The organism is Bacillus sp. LJBS06, from assembly GCF_016924995.1.
GTDB classification, from domain to species: Bacteria; Bacillota; Bacilli; order Bacillales; family Bacillaceae; genus Bacillus; species Bacillus stercoris.
Map to the genome: position 1 here is coordinate 2,219,995 of NZ_CP070483.1, position 19,704 is coordinate 2,239,698.

Sequence of the window (19,704 nt, forward strand, 5' to 3'; positions counted from 1 at the left end):
TTGATGTCAATCCTTTTTTAAGTTTTTTTCGACCGCTGCAACTGTTTCTAAAAAAATAGAGATAAGCTCTTCAACTTCACCGTCAGAAATGGTAAAAGGAGGGGCAATAATGACAGCATCTCCTTCTCCGCTGTCTATCCCAGCTTTGGAAGGATAAACAATCAGCCCGCGTTTTTTCGCCTCGCTGACAATAAGCTGGGTTACCGCCTGTTCTGGCGGAAACACTTTCTTCGTTTTCTTGTCTGCCACAAATTCAATGCCTAATAGCAGACCCTTTCCGCGCACATCACCTATGATGCCGCTTTGAGACGCCGCCTCTTCAAGCTTCTTCCTCAGCACAGCTCCTTTTATTTCTGATTGTTTGATCAAGCCGTGCTTTAACACATACCGCAAAACTTCAAGAGCAGCTTTGGCTGAATAGGGATGTGCACTATATGTGTGGCCGCTCATAATCACACCTGATCCTTGTTTAATCGTTTCAACAATAGAATCAGATACAACAGCAGCAGCAATAGGGGCATACCCCGCACCGAGACCCTTGCCCAGTACAGCAATATCAGGAATGGTGTGCCAATGCTCTGTCGCAAGCATCCTTCCTGTTCTCCCAAGCCCTGTCATGACTTCGTCTGCAATAAAAAGCACGTCGTGTGTGCGGCATACCTCGCTTAATTTCTCATAATATCCCGGAGGCGGAGTAATCGCTGCTCCTGCAGCACCAATAATTGGCTCAGCCACAAAGCCGGCGATGAATTGGCTTCCGATTCTCTTGATCGCAGTGTCCAATTCATCAGCTGCAGACTGAACAAAATTTTCTGCCTTCTCTTGATTCAGCCGATAAAGGTGTGGAGCTGAGATAGCTGGATACCGCTCTATGAGATGGGTGAACCGGTATCTCCTTTCATAAAAACCAGATAATGAAAGCGCTCCCAAAGTTATTCCGTGGTAACTGCTCCACCGAGACAAAAAGATGGATTTTTGTGTTTGCTTTTTTTCCTGCCAATACTGAATGGCGATTTTCATCGCTGTTTCTATCGCTTCTGATCCGCTGTTGACAAAAAAAGACCAATTCACATCTCCCGGCAGCTCCCGTGCCAAGAGAGCGGCTAATTGCTCGGCGGGCTCGCTCGTAAACTGTGAGCGGTAAGCAAAAGACACCTGATCAAGCTGTTCTTTCAGCTTCTCAGTCACATCACGAACTCCGTGGCCGATATTACATGTCACCGCACCTGACGAGCCGTCAAGATATTTTTTTCCGGTCTGATCATAAACATATGAACCCCTCGCATAACCGACAACCGGATAGACCGAGCTAAGCTCCGGCTTAATCAAATAACTGCTCATGCTCCCACCTCAAAACCCTTTTAACATATTGTATGAGTGTCCAAATGGCGGCATGACGTTCCCAGCAAAAACTTTTTCACATAAAAAGAGCCTCCCTGAAGGGGAAGGCTCTTTTTGAATTTCAGCATCTAGCAAATAAAAGCGGCTCCGACAATAATTAATAAAATGAACAAGACGACAATCAATACAAATGTATTTGTCCCGCAGCCAAATCCGTAACCGTATCCAGGGTATCCATACATGCTGTTTTCATCCTTTCTTATCACGATATACGGCATTTTATGCGGGCCAAGTCCCAAATGGTTTGTGCAAACGCCTATTTCATGTAAGGAAATAATGAAAAACAGTATGCACCCGCTCATATTTTTTAAATGTCAGCTTTTCGTAAAAATGGGTTGCACCGTCTGTGCTTGTAGCGACTAAGTAGGCTGCTTCCATTCCTAGTGATTTGGCGATGGACAGCATTTCTTGCACTAAGATACTGCCGTAGCCCCTCCTTTGAAACTGATCTAAAATTGCCACTTCTTCGATTTTAGCTGTTTTCTCTTGCTGATCGATAAACAGCTCTCCGCACCCAATGGGAATTTTCTGTGCCTGGTCGCTATAACAAACAACAAGAATGATTGTACCCGCTTCGTAGAAAGGATATTTTCTATTTAATTTTTGTTCGGCGATCGCTTCTCCAATATAAATGGAATCGTAAATTTTCATAATAGAAGATCCGTCGCTAAGGCTCTTTGCCGTCCCCCATGCGGTTAAAGGATGTCCCATCTGTCCCTTCCAGTCACTAAGCTTCATGTCATATAGCAGCTCATCCTCGACGACAAAACCGCTTTTTACAAGCGACTGCTTCAAACCGAGCGGAAAAACATGCTGCGGCGATGCTTTTAAATGGAGATAATTCGCTTCAAGCAGCTTTGGTACGGAGGGCAAAAAATTCAATAACCGCTCCAATGGAAACGTATCATGGAGCTGAACAAAATTATGAGAAAAAATTTGCGGAAGCTGAGGATCTCTGTATACGCTGTAATGATCAAACGATGTCGATTCAGACGTTAACAATATATATTGATGTTCCGTTTTTGCATAATGTCCTGTCATGAACGTCTCCTTTTTATGACCTATCCCTTTACTCTGTTGCAATGTTCAATTTCTTTATAATCTCATCGTACACCGGATAAAACGGCTTTCCAATTGGAAATTGCTGAATATTTCGGAAAGAAGCGGAGATTGGCTTCTGATGTAAAAAAAACTTCCTTGCTACTTGTTCACTAATTGGGTGAAAGAAGCCGTTTAGAAACAAAAACGGCTCGCGATCGATGAAAAACAGTCTTCGGCCAGGCGGATTTTTGATCAATTCAGATCGTTTCCACATAATCGGCGGTCCTTCCAAAAGCGCCTCCAGCTCCTCTTTTCCAACTGTCAATATGTCTTTTCTTTGAAATTGATAAAATTGAAACGCATACTGGTCCACAATGCGCCTTTTTTTTCCGGCTTCGATATAAAATATGGCAGGATGGTCAGCTTCCTTTAATAAAATATAATTCGGAATGTTTAAAATTTTCCCCATCCTATATTGGAATAAATATGGGTCTGGAACAGCGACAGTCCGATTTAGATACCAAAAACTCCACTTTTCCCCGACAGGGTGCCGTACACCCTGATCAAGAAAATACACAGTTTGATCTGAACCTTTCACAAAAGAGCCGTCAATCAAATCGGCGGGCAGAAACCGATATGCATTTTGAAATGAATCTGGGGTTTTATAAGTTGTATCTAATACTTCATTTATCGGCAGAAATGGGGTAAAGTTGTTGAGTCTCGCCCAAAAAATTGCGTCGCCATGATTCCAATGCTTCATATCATCATCCCAATAGCCTCCATATTTATAGTGAATGAGATTAAGTAGCGAACGGCGATGCATTACTGAACAATGATCAACATGAAAAGCCGCCTGCTCTAGCACTGCATTGGCATTTCTGTAGAAATGTGAGATTTCCTCTCCCCTTTCGTTTACATGTACAACTTTTTGTTTTGAATAGACAACCTGCGCTTCAGGCTGATGTGAAAATTCTTGCACCATACGGCTCAGCCGCTCGGGATGATAAACAGTGTCATCAGTAAGATAGGAAATGTAATCACCGTCTGCAAATGGGAGCGCACTGTTAATTAATGTGGCATAACGGGCTGTTTTTAATCGATCTGCAGGTTGCACGAAACTGTTATGATATTGAATGCGCCGGTCATGGAGATACTTGTGAATCACCGCAGTTGTTTCTTCATTCGAATGATCATCCATAATAAAAAGCTCCCAAAGATCATGCGTTTGCTGAATCACACTTTCGATCGCTTTTTGCAAATATTTAGGTTTGTTGTAACTTGTTAAAATAATAGACACTTTCTCTCCCATCTATACCGCCCCCGCCGTCAAACATAAAAACGGCTCCGCAGCAAGCAGAGCCTCTGTCATCATTTAAAAAGCACCCCAGCTTACAACACTTGAGAGTGACACATGAGATCTCGTGTTATTTAACGGGTTTTGAAAAATAACCAAATCAGTCAGTACTTCTTTTACGATGACATTCTGAAGCGTATCTCCGTTGATCAAATGAACTTTTGAAACCGGTACGCCCAGCTCCTTTGCAAAAACGAGCTGGCGTCTGAGATCAGATGGATTTCCTTCAGTAGATGATTGACGAATAAGCAGAATCAGCAAAAGCAAAATAAAATGCAGTTCATCTTGGTTTTCTTCTCGATCCACTTGTTTCTCTAAATCCAAATAATCCCTCTCCCTTATCCCTTTACTCTGTTTCACAATATGAGCGACTTTGATGTATGGTATAGGGCTATGTCCACTCCATTAAAAAATCAGCATTTTCCTTAAATACATGAAAAATAGGTCTGGTACGGCGTTCGACTCATACCAAACAACAGCCAGAAGAATAGATTAACGTGAGTTCACTATCGAATAGGAGGTGTGTGTAATGAGCTCTGAAAATGCACAGTTAAAAAAGGATTTAATTAAAACCGTTTTAAGTCCTTTATTTCCAACTGCAACAGAAGGAGGAGAAAACATGGAAAGTAATCTTAAAGCCTTGCTTGAAGCTGCCATCGATCAAAAAGTAGATGAAAGTGAAACGGTTACGGCAGAATCTATTTTAGACCCTTCCCTTCCGGCAAGATGGATTTTTGCCAGAATTACGCCAGGCACGACAATCAGCATTGTGACTGATTCAGGTGACATGATCGGGCCGGTTGTTTTCGTTGCTTTCGATCAAGTTCACGGTATCGTCTTTGTAACACAGGAAAGCTCCGTCACTCCGGCAGGTCAAGCTACAACATTAATTGATGTAGACAAAGTAGAAAGCGTTACGTTCTTTTCATAACATCCGATGAAAGTCTTGTATATCCAGTCGGGATACGGAGGCATATACAGTTATTTTGATCGCTGGGCTGAAGAATGTTTTCAGAACACTCATACAGAGTATATGATTGCAGATAAACCTGAAGCAGAATATTTGGTGAAGATCGAAGCGTTTCAGCCGGACTTCGCACTTATAATGGTTGGAGACCGCGTTCCTCACGACTGGCTGACCTGGTTAAAGGGTAAGGATATCCCCGTGTATGTTTGGCTGACCGAAGACCCATTTTATATTGATATCAGCCTACAGGTAATTAAGCTTGCTGACGCCATATTAACGATTGAACAAAATGCCGCTTTCTATTATCAAGAGCTCGGCTACCAGAACGTCTATTATGTTCCGATACCAGTTAACCATCGGCTGTTTAAAAAAATGGGCACCGAACATTCCTATCATTCAAATCTGTTAATCATCGGCTATCCTTACCCTAATCGGGTTCAGCTTATGAAAGAAGCGGTCCATCTGCCTTTCACGGTTCGGGTAATCGGCAAGGAATGGAGAAAATATCTGCCTAAAAAAGTGCTCAAACAGCCGCACATTGATGTCGTCAGCACATGGGTTCCACCCGAACAGGCCGTTCATTATTATAACGGAGCAGATATCGTAATCAATGCGCATCGGCCCTATCATTTTGCTTTCAACCAAAATACTATGCGCATCAAAAATGCCAGTTTTAATAACCGAACGTTTGATATCGCTGCATGCGAAGCATTTCAATTAACCGATTTACCCGCGGCCCATCCTTTTTCATCCTTTATTTCTTATCACGGCATGGACGACTTTAAGGAAAAAACCGCTTTCTATATCAAAAACCCTGAAGAACGGCATAAAGCTGCAGCAGCCAATTATAATGAGACCGTACCTGCATTTACGTTTGATGAGCTTCCCGCAACACTAAAGGCGATTCATCTGGCGCTTTCTTGAAAAATCGTTCATTGCTATGAACGATTTTTTCATTCACAGAAAAAAGCAGCTTGTTCAGCTGCTTTCTTTCTTTTCTAGCCGTCAGAACGGTCTTTCAGCTTCCTCGGGTTCACCTGTTTATGAAGATCAGGCATCCCGCCGAGATGCTGTGCAATTTGTTCCCACGATACAATTTTGAAGTTTTGATTGACTGCTTGTCCATTATCTATATTTTCACCGTCCTGCGCCACAAAAATCCCATACGGATATTTTGGACCAAGCCCGAAACCGAGAACATCAATACCATCCGTGTCACTAGTACCGTCTATCTTCTCTCCATCTGTAATTTCAAAGTTGGCCACATAGCGATTTTTCCCCTGCCGTTCATACATTGCATAGCTGTTATTTCCTTGACTTGAGGCCATGAGATATCCTTTGCCATTTGGTGCATAATAGATTGTCAGTCCTTCAATATCAGCTGTCAAATGTTCTCCTGTCGCACGGTCAACAACCTGTCCCTTTGATCCTCCGCCTGGCTCAGCGTTAAATTTCCAGATGGCCTCATCTTCCTCTGCTATGTATAGATTTCCGTACTCGTCATCCGCAACAAGCCCTTCAGTCTGAGTATTCAACTTAAATTCACGCACTTTTTTTCCTGTTACAAAACCATTTCCACCATCAACAATTTCATATTGCTCAAATTCCCCTTGTTTGCCTGTCACTAATGCGTAAAATGCTCCTGTTTTCTGGCTGTGATACAGGCTGAATCCGTAAACCTCAGAAATACCAGTGGAAATAGGATGTTTCGGATCTGTAATGCTTTTCAATTTTCCTTTATCCCCGTCTATTGCATATACTTCAATTGTATTTTTTCCTTCAGACCTGTTGGATGCGGCAGCAATATCAATTTTTTCACCTTTCAATGGAAAATCATAGCGCAGATCGACATTATTGAGCTTGCCAAATTCATAAGAATGAAGCTGCTTTCCATCTAAATCATACACGACGAGCCCTGATTTCTTATTTGTCGTAATTAATTTGCTTTTTTCCGGATGTTTCTCATGTACCCAAATAGCCGGATCATCAGCTGCGTCATCGCCAGAAGCGACCGGATCTGTCTCCGTTTGCGCAGTCACTTTGAAATGATGTTCCTCACTCACATCATGAGCCGACACCGAGTTTGCTGTCAGGCTAAGCAATAAACCCGCGGCGGTGCTTAGCAGCATTGTTTTTGAAACCTTCATTTGGTACCCTCCTCTTTTTTCACTATCATCCTTATTGTAAAATATATACAAGTATTTACCGTGAGGAAAATGAACTTTTTTTTATAGGGTTTCTGGCTCATAAACAACTTTCCCTAAAGAGGTACGTGAGATGACTTTGTCAGCTTTGTTTTTGAGGTGCGAAATAAAAACATAATGAATATTTAGTACATTGTTTATTTAGTTTCATCATTTTCTATTAAAAAAGAACACGTTGTGACATGATCATTCCCCTAAATTTTGTTTTATTGGTTGCTTTCATTAATTCGATTATAAAGTTGAACATATGATGCATGGTAGAGAAACGAGAGTTGGAGGATAAGCCATGCCTAAACAGCAAACAGCAGAACTAAAACCATTTTTTCATAACAAAACAGTTTTAGTCACTGGCGGAACAGGTTCAATCGGGAGTCAAATTGTCAAACGCCTTTTGCTGCTTACACCTAAACAAGTGATTGTATTCAGCAAAGACGATAGTAAACAGTATGTCATGAGCCAAAAGTATGCGGAGGATAAGCGGCTATTATTTGTACTCGGAGATGTGCGCGATCACAGAAGGGTGAATCAGGTGATGAAAGGCGTCGATATCGTCTTTCACGCGGCTGCGCTAAAACAGGTTCCGACATGTGAGGATCATCCATTTGAAGCGATCCAGACCAATCTCATCGGCGGACAAAATGTGGTGGAAGCTGCCCTTTTACACCGAGTGCAGCATGTCATTAATATCAGTACAGATAAAGCTGTATCTCCTGTGAACACAATGGGTGCCACCAAGCTGTTATCTGAAAAGCTGTTTCATCAAGCAAACCGCCACGTTCAAAACAAAGGAACCGTGTTTTGTTCGGTCCGCTTCGGAAATGTTCTGGGCTCCAGGGGTTCGGTCATCCCTATATTATTTGAACAGATGATGGAGGGTCAGCCTCTGACTATCACAGACAAGAACATGACCAGATTTTTCATGTCAATAGACGATGCAGCTACATTGACTTTGCAATCAGCTGCGATTACAAAAGGCGGAGAAACCTTTATTTTTAAAATGGAATCACTGAAACTTGAAGAACTGATTCATGGATTTGAAGAATATGCATCGCAGCACGGGCTCCCGCGGCCGGCTGCAGTAGAAGTCGGCAAGCGTCCAGGTGAAAAGCTTCACGAAGAATTAACATCCCCGCATGAAATTGAATCACTGTATGAATGGGGCAACCTTTATGCGATCCTTCCAGAGCCTGAAAAACATCCTGACTTTCGCAAAGTCAATCTGCCTGGGTATCAATCTGATCAGGCCCCGCTCATTACGAAAGAAAGAATTGCCCAGATTATTGAAGACTTGCATCAAGAGAAAAAGGCATAAAAACAAGCCTGTCTATCCATTAGGCAGGCCTGTTTTTAATATTTTATTTATCAAAGAGATGCAGGTAACTTTCGTATCCTTCCTCTTTCAGCTTATGCTTTGGTACAAACCGCAGCGCTGCTGAATTTATGCAGTAACGAAGCCCGTTTGGCCCCGGTCCGTCATTAAATACATGGCCAAGATGAGAGTCGGCAGTTCGACTTCTTACTTCTGTGCGAATCATGCCATGAGTCGTGTCCAGTTTTTCTTCCACTTCTTCTTCTTCAACCGGTTTTGTAAAGCTTGGCCAGCCGCAGTGGGAATCAAATTTATCCTTGGATGTAAACAATGGCTTGCCTGATACAATGTCTACATAAAGCCCTTCTTCCTTATGATCCCAATATTCATTTTGAAACGGCGGCTCCGTGCCGTTCTTTTGCGTTACTTCATATTGTATGCGATTTAATGACTTCAATTTTTCTTCTTTATTGTACGCCATTTATTTATCTCCCCAATGCTCATTAATAAATCCGGCACGTCCGGAACCTGTCCGGTAGCGCTGATAATGTGCTGGATTCTTTTTATAAAAATGCTGATGGTAGCCTTCCGCTTCATAGAAAGGTTCAGCTTTTAAAATGTCCGTTACAATCGGATCTTTAAAGATCCCGCTTTCCGCCAGACGTTGCTTGGAAGCTTCCGCAAGCTCCTTTTGTTTATCATTATGATAAAAAATGGCTGCGCGGTAGGAACTGCCGCGATCAGCAAACTGTCCGCCGGCATCTGTCGGATCGATTTGCTGCCAAAATAATTCAAGCAGTTTTTCATAAGGGAATACATCAGGATGAAACGTGATTTGAACAGCTTCACGATGTCCTGTCGTTTCACTGCACACCTCTTCATACGTAGGGTTTTCAGTATGGCCGCCTGTATACCCGGACACCACTTTTTCAATTCCCGGCTGTTCGTCAAAAGGTTTAACCATACACCAAAAACAGCCTCCTGCAAATGTGGCGATTTCTTTTTTTTCAGACATACTGGTGCCTCCTTTGTTAATACGTGGTATTATTATATTATAGCATGTAAAAATAAAATGAAAATGATTCTGCTTTTCAATAAAATCTATAGGTTTTAAGCAATATGCTTATGTAATGGAGGTTCACAAATTTGAAAGTAAGAACACAGATGATGTACGATATGGAAACTTTACTCCGTAAAGTCTTTAAACAAATACGCAATGAAATAAATGAAATTTTAGATAAAGAGCTGTCGCGGAATGAATTCACCATTCTTCGGATCCTCAGTGAGCAAGGGCCTAAAAAAGTCACTGAATTTGCGCCTATTTTAGAGGTATCGGCAAGCCACATTACGGCTGTGACTGATGCGCTGGTAGAAAAGGAATGGATTACGAGAATCAGATCGAAGGAAGACAGACGTATCATTCGCATTCATATCACTGAAGCTGGCGAAAAAGTCCTTCAGCACTTTAACGAGAAAAAAACGGAATATTTCTTTAAACGCTTTGACTGTTACACTGATGCTGAACTTGCCACTTTAATCGAGCTCTTCAGCAAACTTGATAAAAAACGGTAAAAAAAAGCACATACCGCTATATAGGTATGTGCTTTTCGCAGTTCTTCACTTATTTTTCAGTGAACAGCTTCATTGTTTTCCAGCGGCCATACCTGTAATACAAAAATGCCGCGCAGCTGCTAAATAAAAAACTCATTCCGATTCCAAGCCCGATTCCTTTTTGTCCAAGCCAAGCTGAAAAGAGAACCGTGAAAGGATATCGCAGCACCCAAAACGAGATCAAATTTAAAACCAGCACCTGCAGCATCGCTCCCGCGGCTCTTACGATTCCGTTCAGCACGAAATTAATCCCAATAAAAGGGTAGAAAAACGCGATCCACCGCAAATATTGTTCACCAAATGCGACCGCATCAGGCTCGCTGATAAATAACCTTATAAGGTATTTACCAAACACCCAAATCATAACCGCAATCACCAGCATGCAGGAAATAACAGCCAGCACACCAAGCCTTGCAATCGTTCCTACTCTTTTATTGTTTCCGATTCCGATATTTTGCCCTGCCATACTGTTGACGGCCGTACCGGCAGCCATTGCTGGAAGCGTGATGATGCTGTCGAGCCGCTGGACCGCGCCAAAACCTGATACCACGTGCTCCCCGTATGAGTTGACAACACTCATAATCGCCATCATACCGCCTGTAATCACCATCATCTGCAGACCTGCCGGAATCCCTAGTTTCAAAATCAACGCGGACTCTCCCCACTTGGGCACTCTCGGCATTGAGAATGGCACAAGCTTGTGTTTGATGACATAAAACAACCCATACAGAAACGCAACGCCTTGTGACAAAATCGTTGAATAAGCCGCACCCGCTATTCCCATGCGAAACACAGAAATAAAGAGCGGCGCCAGCACTGTATTCAGTACAACAGCAAACGCAATAAACCGGAGCGGTGTCTTGCTGTCGCCCAGCGCCCGAAGCACAGTACTGATAAAGTTATAACCAAATAAAAATAAAATGCCGATAAATTGAATCTGTAAATAAGTCTCAGCAAGCGGCAGCATTGACTCCGGCGTTTTTAGAAGACGCAGCAAAAGCTCTGACAGAAAAAAACCGGCCGCGCCGAATCCGATGCTTAGGCCTGTTAATAAAACAACAAAAGCGTTAATATACGACGTCATTCCCTTTACATCATCTTTTCCTTTTTGCTGAGATAAAATGGTTAACGTCGCATTGTTAAGGCCCAAAATAAAAGACAGCACGGTTAGAACAATCGTGCTTGATACCGCAGCTGCCCCAAGAGCCTGTGCCCCCAGTAAATTGCCGATCCACAAGCTGTCTATAAACTGAAAGGAAACCTGCAATGCGTTTCCGAGCATAATAGGCGTTGAAAACAGTACAAGCTGTTTCAGCACGTTCCCCTGTGTAAAATCGTTTGCTCTCATCTTTTCTCCTTGTGTTCTCAAATTTTCTTCGGACCGCACGAAAAAAGAGACGTTGTTTCATGTCTCTTTTTTCATGATTTATCGGTTTTTTTCCGGTCTCCCATACCGAATGTAAACACCATCACACTTAGGAACAAGGCACAATAGGAAACATTCAAATACATTTGATCCATGTCTTCAGCGGCCAGATGATGATAAGCCAGCCAGCCGAAGTACAGGGAAAATGTAAAGGATAATAAACTGAAATACTGGTAAACCTGTTTCATTTTCAGTCACCTCTATTGTTTAGGATGGTAATAGGAAAATTCAATTTCATCATTTTCTAAATTTATTTTATCCGCTTTGACATACATACCATTCGTTAAAGGCATTTCTGACAAACGCACTTCAATGCTTTTATCTCCGGGGTGAACGTGGACAAATGACGGCAATTCATAAAAGCTGTCCATATAATTTAACACAAAGCTAATCGGTATACTCAATTTCCCTAACGAAAATTTCGTAACATTCAACTCTACATCACCGTTTTTTTTCACGGTCGGTTCAAAAGCGATAAAAGCATCAATAGAGGTAGAAAATGCCTTGATTTTCCCTGCGACATGAACATCATCATCAATCTCTACTTTATAATCAAGCTTGTTTGATGCCTTGTCGTTTAAATATGAGTTAACAAACGCAGCTAATGATTCTTTTGTGCTTGTCACTTGAAATCCATACTCGCTCTCAGATGAATCCTTCACCTGAGCTTGCTCTCCCGGGAGCAAAACAAGTGTAACAAACCCGGCAGCGAGGATAAAATTGATTGCAAGCAATATAAAAAACAGTCGTTTCCACTTATTCATGCTGTCACCCTACTCTTTCGGTAATCCTTCTTTTTTTATGGATTGATAGACGCGCTTCGCGATTAGAGAATAACCCGTACCATTAGGATGAAAATCATCTTCCTCAGAAATTCGGCTGCTGTCACTTTTTTTGTTGAACAAATCTTCGATATAAATGATTTTCGCATGCTTATCCTTTTTCAGCTCTTTTTCAGCAATATGGTTCCAATCCGTGACAACACCGTTTATTTCATTTAGTTCAGATAATGTAAACGTAAACGGATTGTACATGCTGACATAAATCAGCTCAGCGTGATCATTCAGCTTGCGAATTTCAGAAATGATTTTTTCAAAGCGCTTTTCGTACGGTTTTTCCGCTTCCTGAAACGGTTCAACGGTTAATTGCAGGAAGTTTTGGCGAAGGACTTTCATCAAATCATTACCGCCAATTGTAAAAAAGACATAATCTGCGTCCTTTATGCCTTTTTGAACCTTTTTATCTTTTAGTTTTTCTAATAAATCATCCGAACGGTTCCCTTTTACGGCATAATTTTTCACGTCAACCGTTTTGACTTGTTTATCTGACCGGATAGAATCCGCCACCTTGCCGACATATCCCTTTCCATCGGGATCTCCAACTCCTTCTGTCAGCGAATCTCCGACAGCCGCTATGACAATGTGCTCTTTCGTTTTCGTTTCATGATCTTTTTGTTTTCCCTCAGATGCTGTACGTATGCTCGTACAAGCAGTAAGAAGCAAAATCAAACCAGCCATGATTGAAAAAATGCGCAGCTTCAATCTTGTTGCTCCTTCCCATTCTACTAGTGGAAAGTGTATCATGTTTTAGAAGATTTGCAAATGCCTAGTCTTCTAGCTTACTTGAGTGCGCCTGCTGATTTTACATCGGCGATAATTTCATCGTACGGTGTATTTTCCACTCCATTATAATCTTTCAGCACCTTGCCGTTCGGGCCTACTAACCAAAAAGAAGATTGATGAATGACTTGGTCCTCTCCCTCCGGTTTCTTTACGATCGCTTTAAAGCTCTTAAGTGCGAACTCCTCAATCTCACTCTGGCTGTATCCGGTGAGAAAATCCCAGTTATCAAAAGATAATGGATAATTTGCGGCAAATTTCTTCAGCTGTTTCGGCTTATCGTTTTCTGGATCAACACTAAATGATACGATGCGGACATCTATATTCTCGGCTTTCAGTTTTTTTTGCAGATCGGTCATATGAGCAGTCATCGGCGGACATACAGTTTCACAATTGGTAAAAATAAAATCCGCCAGCCATACTTCTCCTTTTAAACTCTCTAATGAAACGTTCTTGCCGTCTTGGTTTTGAAATGTAAAAGGCTCCACTTCGTAATTGAGCGGATTTTTAATCTGCTGTCCTCCGCAGGCACACAAAAGCAGAAAAAACAGCCCAGCCATTAAACCTTTGATAACCTTCATGACATTCATCCTTTCAGCCAGCATAAAAACGCTTTCTAAAACCTGTCCTTACTGTCCCATATTTGTATTCGATACTGAGCAAAAAAAATCCTGCATGCCTCCCCATTAACGATTACAAAGGAGGACATACAGGTAAAAAACGGCATGTTATGCGTTGTGCTTTAACACCTCTTGATGAAAAACAGCCTGATAATCTGCCCACTTCATCCGGCGCTTCATATAATGTCGGAAAGAATACACTTTTGTCCTGCTGTTTGATGAAAACACTTCTTTTAAGTAGAATTGCAAATGGTGATGTAACATAAAGAAATAGTGCTCATCTTCCTTTAATACAGGTATTTCTGTCACTTTCACCTGAATCCCGTCACCGCGTTTGAACTCTAGGCTTTTGAGTAACAAGCTATCAATCCTCTTTTTTTGTTTTTCTTCTATTATATATGATGCCAGCCTGGCTGTCTGTCATTTTGCGCGGTTGCGAAAAAAATTAGATCAGCAGATGGAATAAGTCTTCATCCTTATTGACCTCTACATAATGAAACGGTTTTTTGTTCATCCGTTCAATCAGCGGCCCATAATCGGCTTTGTTCTGCAGCTCGATGCCAACAAGAGCAGGTCCGTTGCTTTTGTTATTTTTCTTCGTATATTCAAACCTTGTAATGTCATCATTCGGCCCTAGGACTTCGTCAAGAAATTCACGGAGTGCCCCCGCTCTTTGCGGAAAGTTGACGATAAAATAATGCTGAAGACCTTCAAAAATCAAGGATCGCTCCTTCATTTCCTGCATTCTTCCTATATCATTATTTCCCCCGCTAACCACACACACCACATTTTTTCCTTTAATTTCATCCTTGTACAAATCAAGCGCTGAGACAGAAAGAGCTCCGGCCGGTTCAGCAACAATCGCACATTCGTTATACAATTCAAGAATGGATGTACATACTTTTCCTTCAGGGACAAGGAGAATGTCATCAACAACAGATTCCAGCGTCCGAAAGGTTTCCTCTCCAATTTTTTTAACTGCTGCCCCATCTACAAACTTATCAATTTTATCAAGTGTGACGACATGCCCAGATTTGTTTGATTCAAAATAGGATGCCGCTCCCGCCGGCTCAACAGCAATTACCTTTGTATCAGGAGACACATTTTTCAAATATGTACCTACCCCTGAGAGAAGACCGCCGCCTCCGACACTTGCAAAAAGAAAATGCGGTTCTGCATCAATGTCGTTTAAAATCTCGACTGCGAGCGTTCCTTGTCCGGCCATCACATCCGGATCATCGAACGGATGGATAAACGTCCGAGATTCCGCCTCACAGCACTCTACGGCACTTTTATACGCGTCATCAAACGTATCGCCTGTCAAAATAATATCGATAAATCCTTTTCCGAATAGTTCAACTTGAGATACTTTTTGTCTCGGTGTAGTAGACGGCATAAAAATTTTTCCGTGAATGCCAAGATGTTTACACGAGAATGCCACGCCTTGCGCGTGGTTTCCGGCGCTTGCACACACCACTCCGTTTTCTGTCTGCTCGCTGGAAAGCTGTTTCATTTTATGATAAGCCCCTCTGAGCTTAAAAGATCTAACAACTTGCAAGTCTTCACGTTTTAAATAGATATTGCATTCATATCTCTCAGAAAGTCTGTCATTCCTCTGCAAAGGTGTGTGAATGACAACGTCCTTTACGTTTTGATGAGCCTTCAAAATGTCTTTCACTTGGATGAGAGAGTTTTCTTTCAACAACGGTTTCATGTACAGATTCCTTTCTTGTTTTAAATCCCTATTTAATATGCCATTATAACACGAATATTCAAAAAATAAGACAATTATTTTTATTTAATAATTAAAAAAATACAGACTATGTCCACTACATCTCGTGGAAACTTCTGTTTAACCATTATCCTGCAGACTCAAGAAAAAAGATGATCGTAAAATAAAGAGTGTTTTCAGCCAAAAGGCATGATATAATGAAACCAATTAGAACCAAAAGGAGCCAATTGATGAATAGCGCACCAAAACTCAATACCTTTCAACAACTAATCGGAGAACATCAAACTTTCCTGGAAGCAAAGCGAATCGCCAAGCAGTTCTCATTATCTGAGCTTCCTGTCTTAATAACAGGAAAAATCGGAACAGGCAAAAATCATTTCGCATATGCCATACACTTGGAATCTTCGAGAAGCAATGAACCGTTTATAAGCGTCAATTGCAGCACGCATTCTGAAGAAAGCCTTATGCATGAGCTTTTTGGTCCTAACGGAAACTCAGGTGCTTTTCACAAAACGGCACGAGGAACCCTTTTTCTTGATGAAGTATGGCGCATGCCGGCTTCTGTACAAGCTCAGCTGTTAAAAGCGTTTGATTCAGACATGGAGAAGCCGCGAATGATCTGTGCCTCTGCAGACGGATCCGTGGAACATTCCTTCAGGCAAGACTTATTTTACAGGCTGAACATTTTAACGCTCACACTGCCCGAATTATCTGAACGAAAAAGCGATATACCGCTTTTGACACAATATTTCCTCTCAAATTCCGGGCAGCAATTGTTAATCGACCCCTCTGTCTTTCCGGTGCTTGAGCAGCATACATTTGAAGGCAATGTCAGGGAATTAAAAAACGCTGCAGATTATATGGCGGCAGTATCAAGCGGGGGAACGATTCATCCACATGACCTGCCGCCATATATTAGAGGCGCGATAGACGGAAAAACCTTAAAGAAAAAAGCAAAGCTGCTGACTTTAATGGAAAAAGCTGAGTTTTTGTTTATTTTGGAAACAATAAAAGTATTGAATGAAAAAGGAGAACCTGCCAGCAGACGGATCATTTCTGAACACAGCAAAAATACCCAAACCTCGTTAACGCCACAGCAGGTCAGAAGCCGTCTCGACTATTTGGAGAAAAAAGACTATGTCACCAAAAGCCGCGGACGCGCCGGCACAAAAATTACCTTTGAGGGCTTGCGCTTTATAGAGACGTTAAAAAATCAAATGATTTAGCGATCGAAAGGAGAATGCACTTGTTTACAATGAAAGAAGAGATCGCCAATGCCATTACACACGGCATTGGTGTACTCTTATCCATCCCTGCTTTAGTGTTTTTAATCATATTCGCGGCTAATTACGGGTCTGCCTGGGACATTGTCAGCTTTACGATTTTCGGTGTCTCTATGCTGCTGTTATATTTGAGCTCTACACTGCTTCACAGCATCACACATAAAAAGACGAAGGACATTTTGGAGATTATCGATCATAGCGCGATTTACGTACTCATCGCAGGAACCTACACGCCTTTTTTACTCGGACCGCTGAAAGGCACACTCGGCTTTACCCTGCTGGTTATCGTATGGTCACTTGCCCTGGGTGGAATTGTCTTTAAAATTTTCTTCGTGAAACGCTTTATCCTACTGTCAACCATAGTGTACTTGATCATGGGCTGGCTGATGATTATTGCGGTTAAACCTTTATATGCTTCGCTGAGCGGAGCGGGATTCAGCCTTCTTTTTCTCGGCGGCATTCTATACTCTGTCGGAACCATCTTTTACATTTGGAAAAAAATTCCCTTCCATCACGCCATTTGGCACAGCTTCGTATTGGGCGGGAGCGCTGCTATGTTTTTCTGCGTGCTTTTCTATTGTGTAAAGGTACCGTTCCTTTCGTAACAAAAAAGCGCAGTCTTAACGACTGCGCTTTTTTATGCACGTAATTGTTTTTCATTGGCAGGTATATAAGCTTTTGAAAATGACAATTCAATGTCGGCTGGTTTTAAGCGTTTAAAAAGCGACCCCTTTTGCAGGTGCTCTGTTCCTTTCGTTTCCACCATCACTAACGGAAGTTGATAGCGGGCTGCAAGTTCTACAGGATCAATAGAACCATCTAGTGAAAGAATCAAGCTTTGCCCCTTTTCCAGCTGTTTTGTCACATTTTCATATACCTTCTCTGAATGACCGTCTGAAATCACATCCATCCGATCCAGCCATTGCCCGATAAAAGGCAAGCGGAACACTTTTGGGTTGGCGATAAAGCCGGCCGGTTCCTCAATATATCCAGCAATTAAGGCCAGTTCAGCCAAGCGCAAACGAGAGTGCACATACAAAACAGGACCATGTGGGATTGGCTCTGGCTGATGGATTGTCACAACTGAACCGGAGATGCCAATACAGCCTTCCAAAAATGCCTTTGGCTGTTCGTACACAAGAGTCATCTGTTTTTTATATGACAGACGAGGGTCGAGCATTGTTTGATTAAATAATTGTTTCATATTTTTCAACAGCATATACACAATATAAACCATTAGAAAGCTGTAGCGAACCAATTAAAATCCTCCCGCTTTAGAAGAATTCTTTTTTTCATACACGAGAAATTCGTAATCATACGGGTTTTTTTCGTCCTTGATCCCCTGCTCAGAAGAAATCAGTTCCCAATCGCCTTCATCAAATTCAGGAAAGTGACGGTCACCTTCAAACTCGTGATGAATTTTCGTCATATACAGTCTGTCCGCATAAGGGAACAGGTCCGTATAGAGCTGAGCCCCTCCGATCACAAAGCATTCTTCAGAGCTTGAACAAATATCCAGTACATCCTGTAACGAACTGACAACCGTGCATCCCGGAAATTCTGAAGCCGGCGCTGATGTGACGACAATATTTTTCCGATTTGGAAGCGGACGTCCGATCGATTCAAATGTTTTCCGGCCCATAATGATTGAATGGCCCGATGTTACTTTCTTAAAGTATGCAAGATCATTGGGCAAATGCCACGGCAAATCATTGTCTTTGCCGATAAGCCTGTTGGCATCCATCGCAAAAATAAATGAAATCATACGCTGACCGCCCCTTTTTGCTCTAAAACATGTCTGCATAAATCCTTATACTGTTTCATTTTTTTCATCCTTTAAAAGTAGTCTTCTTGTAGTGTAACACAATAAAAAATCATTTCTGAACCCAGAAATGATTTTTTTATAGTCAGCTGACGACAGGCTTTTCATCCTGTTCTTTTTCTTCATCTTGCAGATCCTGATGCGTATGCGCAATTCTGCTCGCCGCTGCTGCAGCAAGAGCTGCCACAATATCATCCAAAAAGGTGTGAATACCGTCTGGACTTTCATCAAGTTCCTTAATAATACCAATCTTCTCTTTATCCAAATAACCGAAATTGGTCAAGCCGATCGACCCATACACATTAACGATTGAAAGCGGGATGATTTCATCTATGCCGTAAAGCGGTTCATCTGTTTCAACAAGATGCTGCAACGGTTCGGGGAGAAGCTTTTGTTCTGCAAGCTGATCGAGTGCAAGTCCTGTCAAAACAGCATGAATAATTTCACGTTTGTTCAAGACTTTTTCTACATTCTCCATGCAAACACTGAGCGGCAAGTTTGGATTGTATTTTTCCTGAAGTTTTTGAACAATGCGTGCAATATCTTCTATCATAACGCCCCGTTTATTCAGCATATCTTTTGTTATATTGACCATTTCATTCATTGTGTACTTTTTCATGTCTAATGGCATCTCCTTTAGGCACTCATCCAGTTGGGAGGCGTGTTGCGGTCCCAGTAAATGCTCCCAAGCTCATGATGTGATTGAAATCCATCTTCTGCTGTATGATAATGAAAATTAAACCAGTAGCCGTCATGAGGCGGATGGTCTCTGCGCACATGGAATCTCAGAAGATCTTCTCCAGTTGTCCGATTGTAGACGTTGAATATTTTTTCCGTTTTGCCTGCTGAAGGCATGCTTGAGATCACAACATCTTGGTACGCTTCATCATCTTGCAATGTCGCTAAATAATCACTAATCACATTTTCGATTTTTGGCAGGATCTCTTTCCGATAATCATCTTCAATGACCGGAGCGATTCTGCTGCCGAATTTTAAAAAGGACTGATCCTCAGCACTGTCAAGGAGCTGTTCCTTGTACGATTGAAAAAGCAGTTCAGGATCTCGCCTGTCATCCGACTCATCATCGTACAGGTCATGCTCATCATAAAAAGCGGTGTAATCATTCTGCTCAAGACTGCTCGGCTGTCCGGAAGGCTTGTCCGCCATAAGAGCAGCCGGAGGAGATACGAGCCCGAACGTCACAATGGTAAATAAAACCACAAGGGTCTTTCTCATCCACAATTTCATGACTGCTTATTCCTCTCTATTTTATTGTCATGTTTCTCTTATTTTAGCACAACCAAAACATTCAAGT

At 41.9% G+C, this 19,704-nt stretch carries 25 protein-coding genes and 1 pseudogene; 6 read left to right on the top strand and 20 right to left on the bottom strand.

Annotated features, from left to right (window positions below):
- Positions 1-6 precede the first annotated feature (6 nt).
- From JQX68_RS11035 to cgeC, 6 genes and pseudogenes are all read right to left on the bottom strand, one after another.
- Positions 7-1,341: an aspartate aminotransferase family protein gene (locus tag JQX68_RS11035; RefSeq protein WP_205440303.1), complete on the bottom strand. Its 1,335-nt coding sequence runs from the start codon at positions 1,339-1,341 to the stop codon at positions 7-9.
- Positions 1,322-1,476: pseudogene (locus JQX68_RS11040) on the bottom strand (hypothetical protein). Before JQX68_RS11040 ends, JQX68_RS11035 begins: the two are co-directional and overlap by 20 nt.
- Entirely contained in the window at positions 1,470-1,619 is a 150-nt protein-coding gene (locus JQX68_RS21975) for a YjcZ family sporulation protein (protein WP_370881202.1), read from the bottom strand. Before JQX68_RS21975 ends, JQX68_RS11040 begins: the two are co-directional and overlap by 7 nt.
- Positions 1,620-1,662: 43 nt before the next feature.
- A complete protein-coding gene (cgeE, locus tag JQX68_RS11050; RefSeq protein ID WP_040082856.1) occupies positions 1,663-2,442 on the bottom strand; it encodes a spore maturation N-acetyltransferase CgeE in 780 nt (259 codons plus the stop codon).
- 28 nt (positions 2,443-2,470) lie between these two features.
- The gene (gene cgeD, locus JQX68_RS11055; RefSeq protein WP_205440304.1) at positions 2,471-3,751 is read right to left on the bottom strand and encodes a spore maturation glycosyltransferase CgeD; all 1,281 of its coding nucleotides are present in this window, start codon (positions 3,749-3,751) and stop codon (positions 2,471-2,473) included.
- A 63-nt stretch (positions 3,752-3,814) separates the two neighbouring features.
- Complete coding sequence (cgeC, locus tag JQX68_RS11060) at positions 3,815-4,120, bottom strand: spore maturation protein CgeC (protein WP_014664314.1); 306 nt, start codon at positions 4,118-4,120, stop codon at positions 3,815-3,817.
- 205 nt (positions 4,121-4,325) lie between these two features.
- Here cgeC and cgeA point away from each other — a divergent pair, with 205 nt between their 5' ends.
- Positions 4,326-4,727, top strand: a complete 402-nt coding sequence (cgeA, locus tag JQX68_RS11065; RefSeq protein ID WP_040082853.1) for a spore crust protein CgeA — start codon at positions 4,326-4,328, stop codon at positions 4,725-4,727.
- 6 nt (positions 4,728-4,733) lie between these two features.
- The gene (gene cgeB, locus JQX68_RS11070) at positions 4,734-5,687 is read left to right on the top strand and encodes a spore maturation protein CgeB (protein WP_014664316.1); all 954 of its coding nucleotides are present in this window, start codon (positions 4,734-4,736) and stop codon (positions 5,685-5,687) included.
- Positions 5,688-5,761: 74 nt separating this feature from the next.
- Here cgeB and JQX68_RS11075 read toward each other — a convergent pair whose 3' ends face one another.
- On the bottom strand, positions 5,762-6,910 hold the full coding sequence (locus tag JQX68_RS11075; RefSeq protein ID WP_136654119.1) for a phytase: 1,149 nt from the start codon (positions 6,908-6,910) through the stop codon (positions 5,762-5,764).
- Between the two features lie 343 nt (positions 6,911-7,253).
- On the opposite strand from JQX68_RS11075, the gene JQX68_RS11080 reads away from it, so the two are divergent.
- Positions 7,254-8,279: an SDR family NAD(P)-dependent oxidoreductase gene (locus JQX68_RS11080; protein ID WP_014664318.1), complete on the top strand. Its 1,026-nt coding sequence runs from the start codon at positions 7,254-7,256 to the stop codon at positions 8,277-8,279.
- Positions 8,280-8,322: 43 nt separating this feature from the next.
- Here JQX68_RS11080 and msrB read toward each other — a convergent pair whose 3' ends face one another.
- Both msrB and msrA read right to left on the bottom strand, forming a co-directional pair.
- On the bottom strand, positions 8,323-8,757 hold the full coding sequence (gene msrB / locus JQX68_RS11085; RefSeq protein ID WP_134975425.1) for a peptide-methionine (R)-S-oxide reductase MsrB: 435 nt from the start codon (positions 8,755-8,757) through the stop codon (positions 8,323-8,325).
- On the bottom strand, positions 8,758-9,291 hold the full coding sequence (gene msrA / locus JQX68_RS11090) for a peptide-methionine (S)-S-oxide reductase MsrA (protein ID WP_014664320.1): 534 nt from the start codon (positions 9,289-9,291) through the stop codon (positions 8,758-8,760).
- 131 nt (positions 9,292-9,422) lie between these two features.
- Between msrA and JQX68_RS11095 the strand changes: the two genes are divergently transcribed.
- Positions 9,423-9,848 (top strand): MarR family transcriptional regulator, encoded by a 426-nt coding sequence (locus JQX68_RS11095; protein ID WP_004398634.1) that lies wholly within the window; start codon positions 9,423-9,425, stop codon positions 9,846-9,848.
- Positions 9,849-9,897: 49 nt separating this feature from the next.
- On the opposite strand, the gene JQX68_RS11100 is transcribed toward JQX68_RS11095, so the two are convergent.
- The 7 genes from JQX68_RS11100 to ilvA form a co-directional block, all read right to left on the bottom strand.
- Positions 9,898-11,235, bottom strand: coding sequence for an MATE family efflux transporter (locus JQX68_RS11100; RefSeq protein ID WP_147772142.1), 1,338 nt, complete (start codon positions 11,233-11,235; stop codon positions 9,898-9,900).
- 71 nt (positions 11,236-11,306) lie between these two features.
- Positions 11,307-11,501 (bottom strand): protein YpmT, encoded by a 195-nt coding sequence (gene ypmT / locus JQX68_RS11105; RefSeq protein WP_147772143.1) that lies wholly within the window; start codon positions 11,499-11,501, stop codon positions 11,307-11,309.
- 12 nt (positions 11,502-11,513) lie between these two features.
- Positions 11,514-12,077, bottom strand: a complete 564-nt coding sequence (locus tag JQX68_RS11110; protein ID WP_040082845.1) for a YpmS family protein — start codon at positions 12,075-12,077, stop codon at positions 11,514-11,516.
- Positions 12,078-12,086: 9 nt separating this feature from the next.
- A complete protein-coding gene (locus JQX68_RS11115) occupies positions 12,087-12,854 on the bottom strand; it encodes an SGNH/GDSL hydrolase family protein (RefSeq protein WP_134975422.1) in 768 nt (255 codons plus the stop codon).
- Between the two features lie 77 nt (positions 12,855-12,931).
- Positions 12,932-13,513, bottom strand: coding sequence for an SCO family protein (locus tag JQX68_RS11120; protein ID WP_134975421.1), 582 nt, complete (start codon positions 13,511-13,513; stop codon positions 12,932-12,934).
- 147 nt (positions 13,514-13,660) lie between these two features.
- A complete protein-coding gene (locus JQX68_RS11125; RefSeq protein WP_014664326.1) occupies positions 13,661-13,912 on the bottom strand; it encodes a YpmP family protein in 252 nt (83 codons plus the stop codon).
- An 85-nt stretch (positions 13,913-13,997) separates the two neighbouring features.
- A complete protein-coding gene (gene ilvA / locus JQX68_RS11130) occupies positions 13,998-15,266 on the bottom strand; it encodes a threonine ammonia-lyase IlvA (RefSeq protein WP_040082842.1) in 1,269 nt (422 codons plus the stop codon).
- A gap of 248 nt (positions 15,267-15,514) precedes the next feature.
- Here ilvA and JQX68_RS11135 point away from each other — a divergent pair, with 248 nt between their 5' ends.
- Together JQX68_RS11135 and trhA are read left to right on the top strand one after the other, a co-directional pair.
- Positions 15,515-16,510, top strand: coding sequence for a sigma 54-interacting transcriptional regulator (locus JQX68_RS11135; RefSeq protein ID WP_147772144.1), 996 nt, complete (start codon positions 15,515-15,517; stop codon positions 16,508-16,510).
- 20 nt (positions 16,511-16,530) lie between these two features.
- Positions 16,531-17,172 (top strand): PAQR family membrane homeostasis protein TrhA, encoded by a 642-nt coding sequence (gene trhA, locus JQX68_RS11140; protein WP_014664329.1) that lies wholly within the window; start codon positions 16,531-16,533, stop codon positions 17,170-17,172.
- Positions 17,173-17,204: 32 nt separating this feature from the next.
- Here the strand turns inward: trhA and JQX68_RS11145 are convergent, their stop codons facing one another.
- The 4 genes from JQX68_RS11145 to JQX68_RS11160 all read right to left on the bottom strand — a co-directional run bounded on the left by JQX68_RS11145 (position 17,205) and on the right by JQX68_RS11160 (position 19,637).
- On the bottom strand, positions 17,205-17,825 hold the full coding sequence (locus JQX68_RS11145) for a lysophospholipid acyltransferase family protein (RefSeq protein WP_147772145.1): 621 nt from the start codon (positions 17,823-17,825) through the stop codon (positions 17,205-17,207).
- The gene (dfrA, locus tag JQX68_RS11150; protein ID WP_147772146.1) at positions 17,826-18,332 is read right to left on the bottom strand and encodes a dihydrofolate reductase DfrA; all 507 of its coding nucleotides are present in this window, start codon (positions 18,330-18,332) and stop codon (positions 17,826-17,828) included.
- A 142-nt stretch (positions 18,333-18,474) separates the two neighbouring features.
- The gene (locus tag JQX68_RS11155; protein WP_040082840.1) at positions 18,475-19,008 is read right to left on the bottom strand and encodes a phosphatidylglycerophosphatase A family protein; all 534 of its coding nucleotides are present in this window, start codon (positions 19,006-19,008) and stop codon (positions 18,475-18,477) included.
- Between the two features lie 17 nt (positions 19,009-19,025).
- Positions 19,026-19,637, bottom strand: coding sequence for a YpjP family protein (locus JQX68_RS11160; protein ID WP_009967559.1), 612 nt, complete (start codon positions 19,635-19,637; stop codon positions 19,026-19,028).
- Positions 19,638-19,704: the final 67 nt, after the last annotated feature.

Coding starts and splice junctions, on each gene's coding strand:
- msrB (WP_134975425.1), bottom strand. CDS start 8,757: ATGGCGTACAATAAAGAAGAAAAATTGAAGTCATTAAATCGCATACAA.
- cgeB (WP_014664316.1), top strand. CDS start 4,734: ATGAAAGTCTTGTATATCCAGTCGGGATACGGAGGCATATACAGTTAT.
- JQX68_RS21975 (WP_370881202.1), bottom strand. CDS start 1,619: ATGCCGTATATCGTGATAAGAAAGGATGAAAACAGCATGTATGGATAC.
- JQX68_RS11155 (WP_040082840.1), bottom strand. CDS start 19,008: ATGAAAAAGTACACAATGAATGAAATGGTCAATATAACAAAAGATATG.
- cgeE (WP_040082856.1), bottom strand. CDS start 2,442: ATGACAGGACATTATGCAAAAACGGAACATCAATATATATTGTTAACG.
- JQX68_RS11100 (WP_147772142.1), bottom strand. CDS start 11,235: ATGAGAGCAAACGATTTTACACAGGGGAACGTGCTGAAACAGCTTGTA.
- cgeD (WP_205440304.1), bottom strand. CDS start 3,751: ATGGGAGAGAAAGTGTCTATTATTTTAACAAGTTACAACAAACCTAAA.
- JQX68_RS11135 (WP_147772144.1), top strand. CDS start 15,515: ATGAATAGCGCACCAAAACTCAATACCTTTCAACAACTAATCGGAGAA.
- ypmT (WP_147772143.1), bottom strand. CDS start 11,501: ATGAAACAGGTTTACCAGTATTTCAGTTTATTATCCTTTACATTTTCC.
- JQX68_RS11080 (WP_014664318.1), top strand. CDS start 7,254: ATGCCTAAACAGCAAACAGCAGAACTAAAACCATTTTTTCATAACAAA.
- dfrA (WP_147772146.1), bottom strand. CDS start 18,332: ATGATTTCATTTATTTTTGCGATGGATGCCAACAGGCTTATCGGCAAA.
- cgeA (WP_040082853.1), top strand. CDS start 4,326: ATGAGCTCTGAAAATGCACAGTTAAAAAAGGATTTAATTAAAACCGTT.
- ilvA (WP_040082842.1), bottom strand. CDS start 15,266: ATGAAACCGTTGTTGAAAGAAAACTCTCTCATCCAAGTGAAAGACATT.
- JQX68_RS11120 (WP_134975421.1), bottom strand. CDS start 13,513: ATGAAGGTTATCAAAGGTTTAATGGCTGGGCTGTTTTTTCTGCTTTTG.
- JQX68_RS11160 (WP_009967559.1), bottom strand. CDS start 19,637: ATGAAATTGTGGATGAGAAAGACCCTTGTGGTTTTATTTACCATTGTG.
- JQX68_RS11035 (WP_205440303.1), bottom strand. CDS start 1,341: ATGAGCAGTTATTTGATTAAGCCGGAGCTTAGCTCGGTCTATCCGGTT.
- JQX68_RS11075 (WP_136654119.1), bottom strand. CDS start 6,910: ATGAAGGTTTCAAAAACAATGCTGCTAAGCACCGCCGCGGGTTTATTG.
- JQX68_RS11110 (WP_040082845.1), bottom strand. CDS start 12,077: ATGAATAAGTGGAAACGACTGTTTTTTATATTGCTTGCAATCAATTTT.
- msrA (WP_014664320.1), bottom strand. CDS start 9,291: ATGTCTGAAAAAAAAGAAATCGCCACATTTGCAGGAGGCTGTTTTTGG.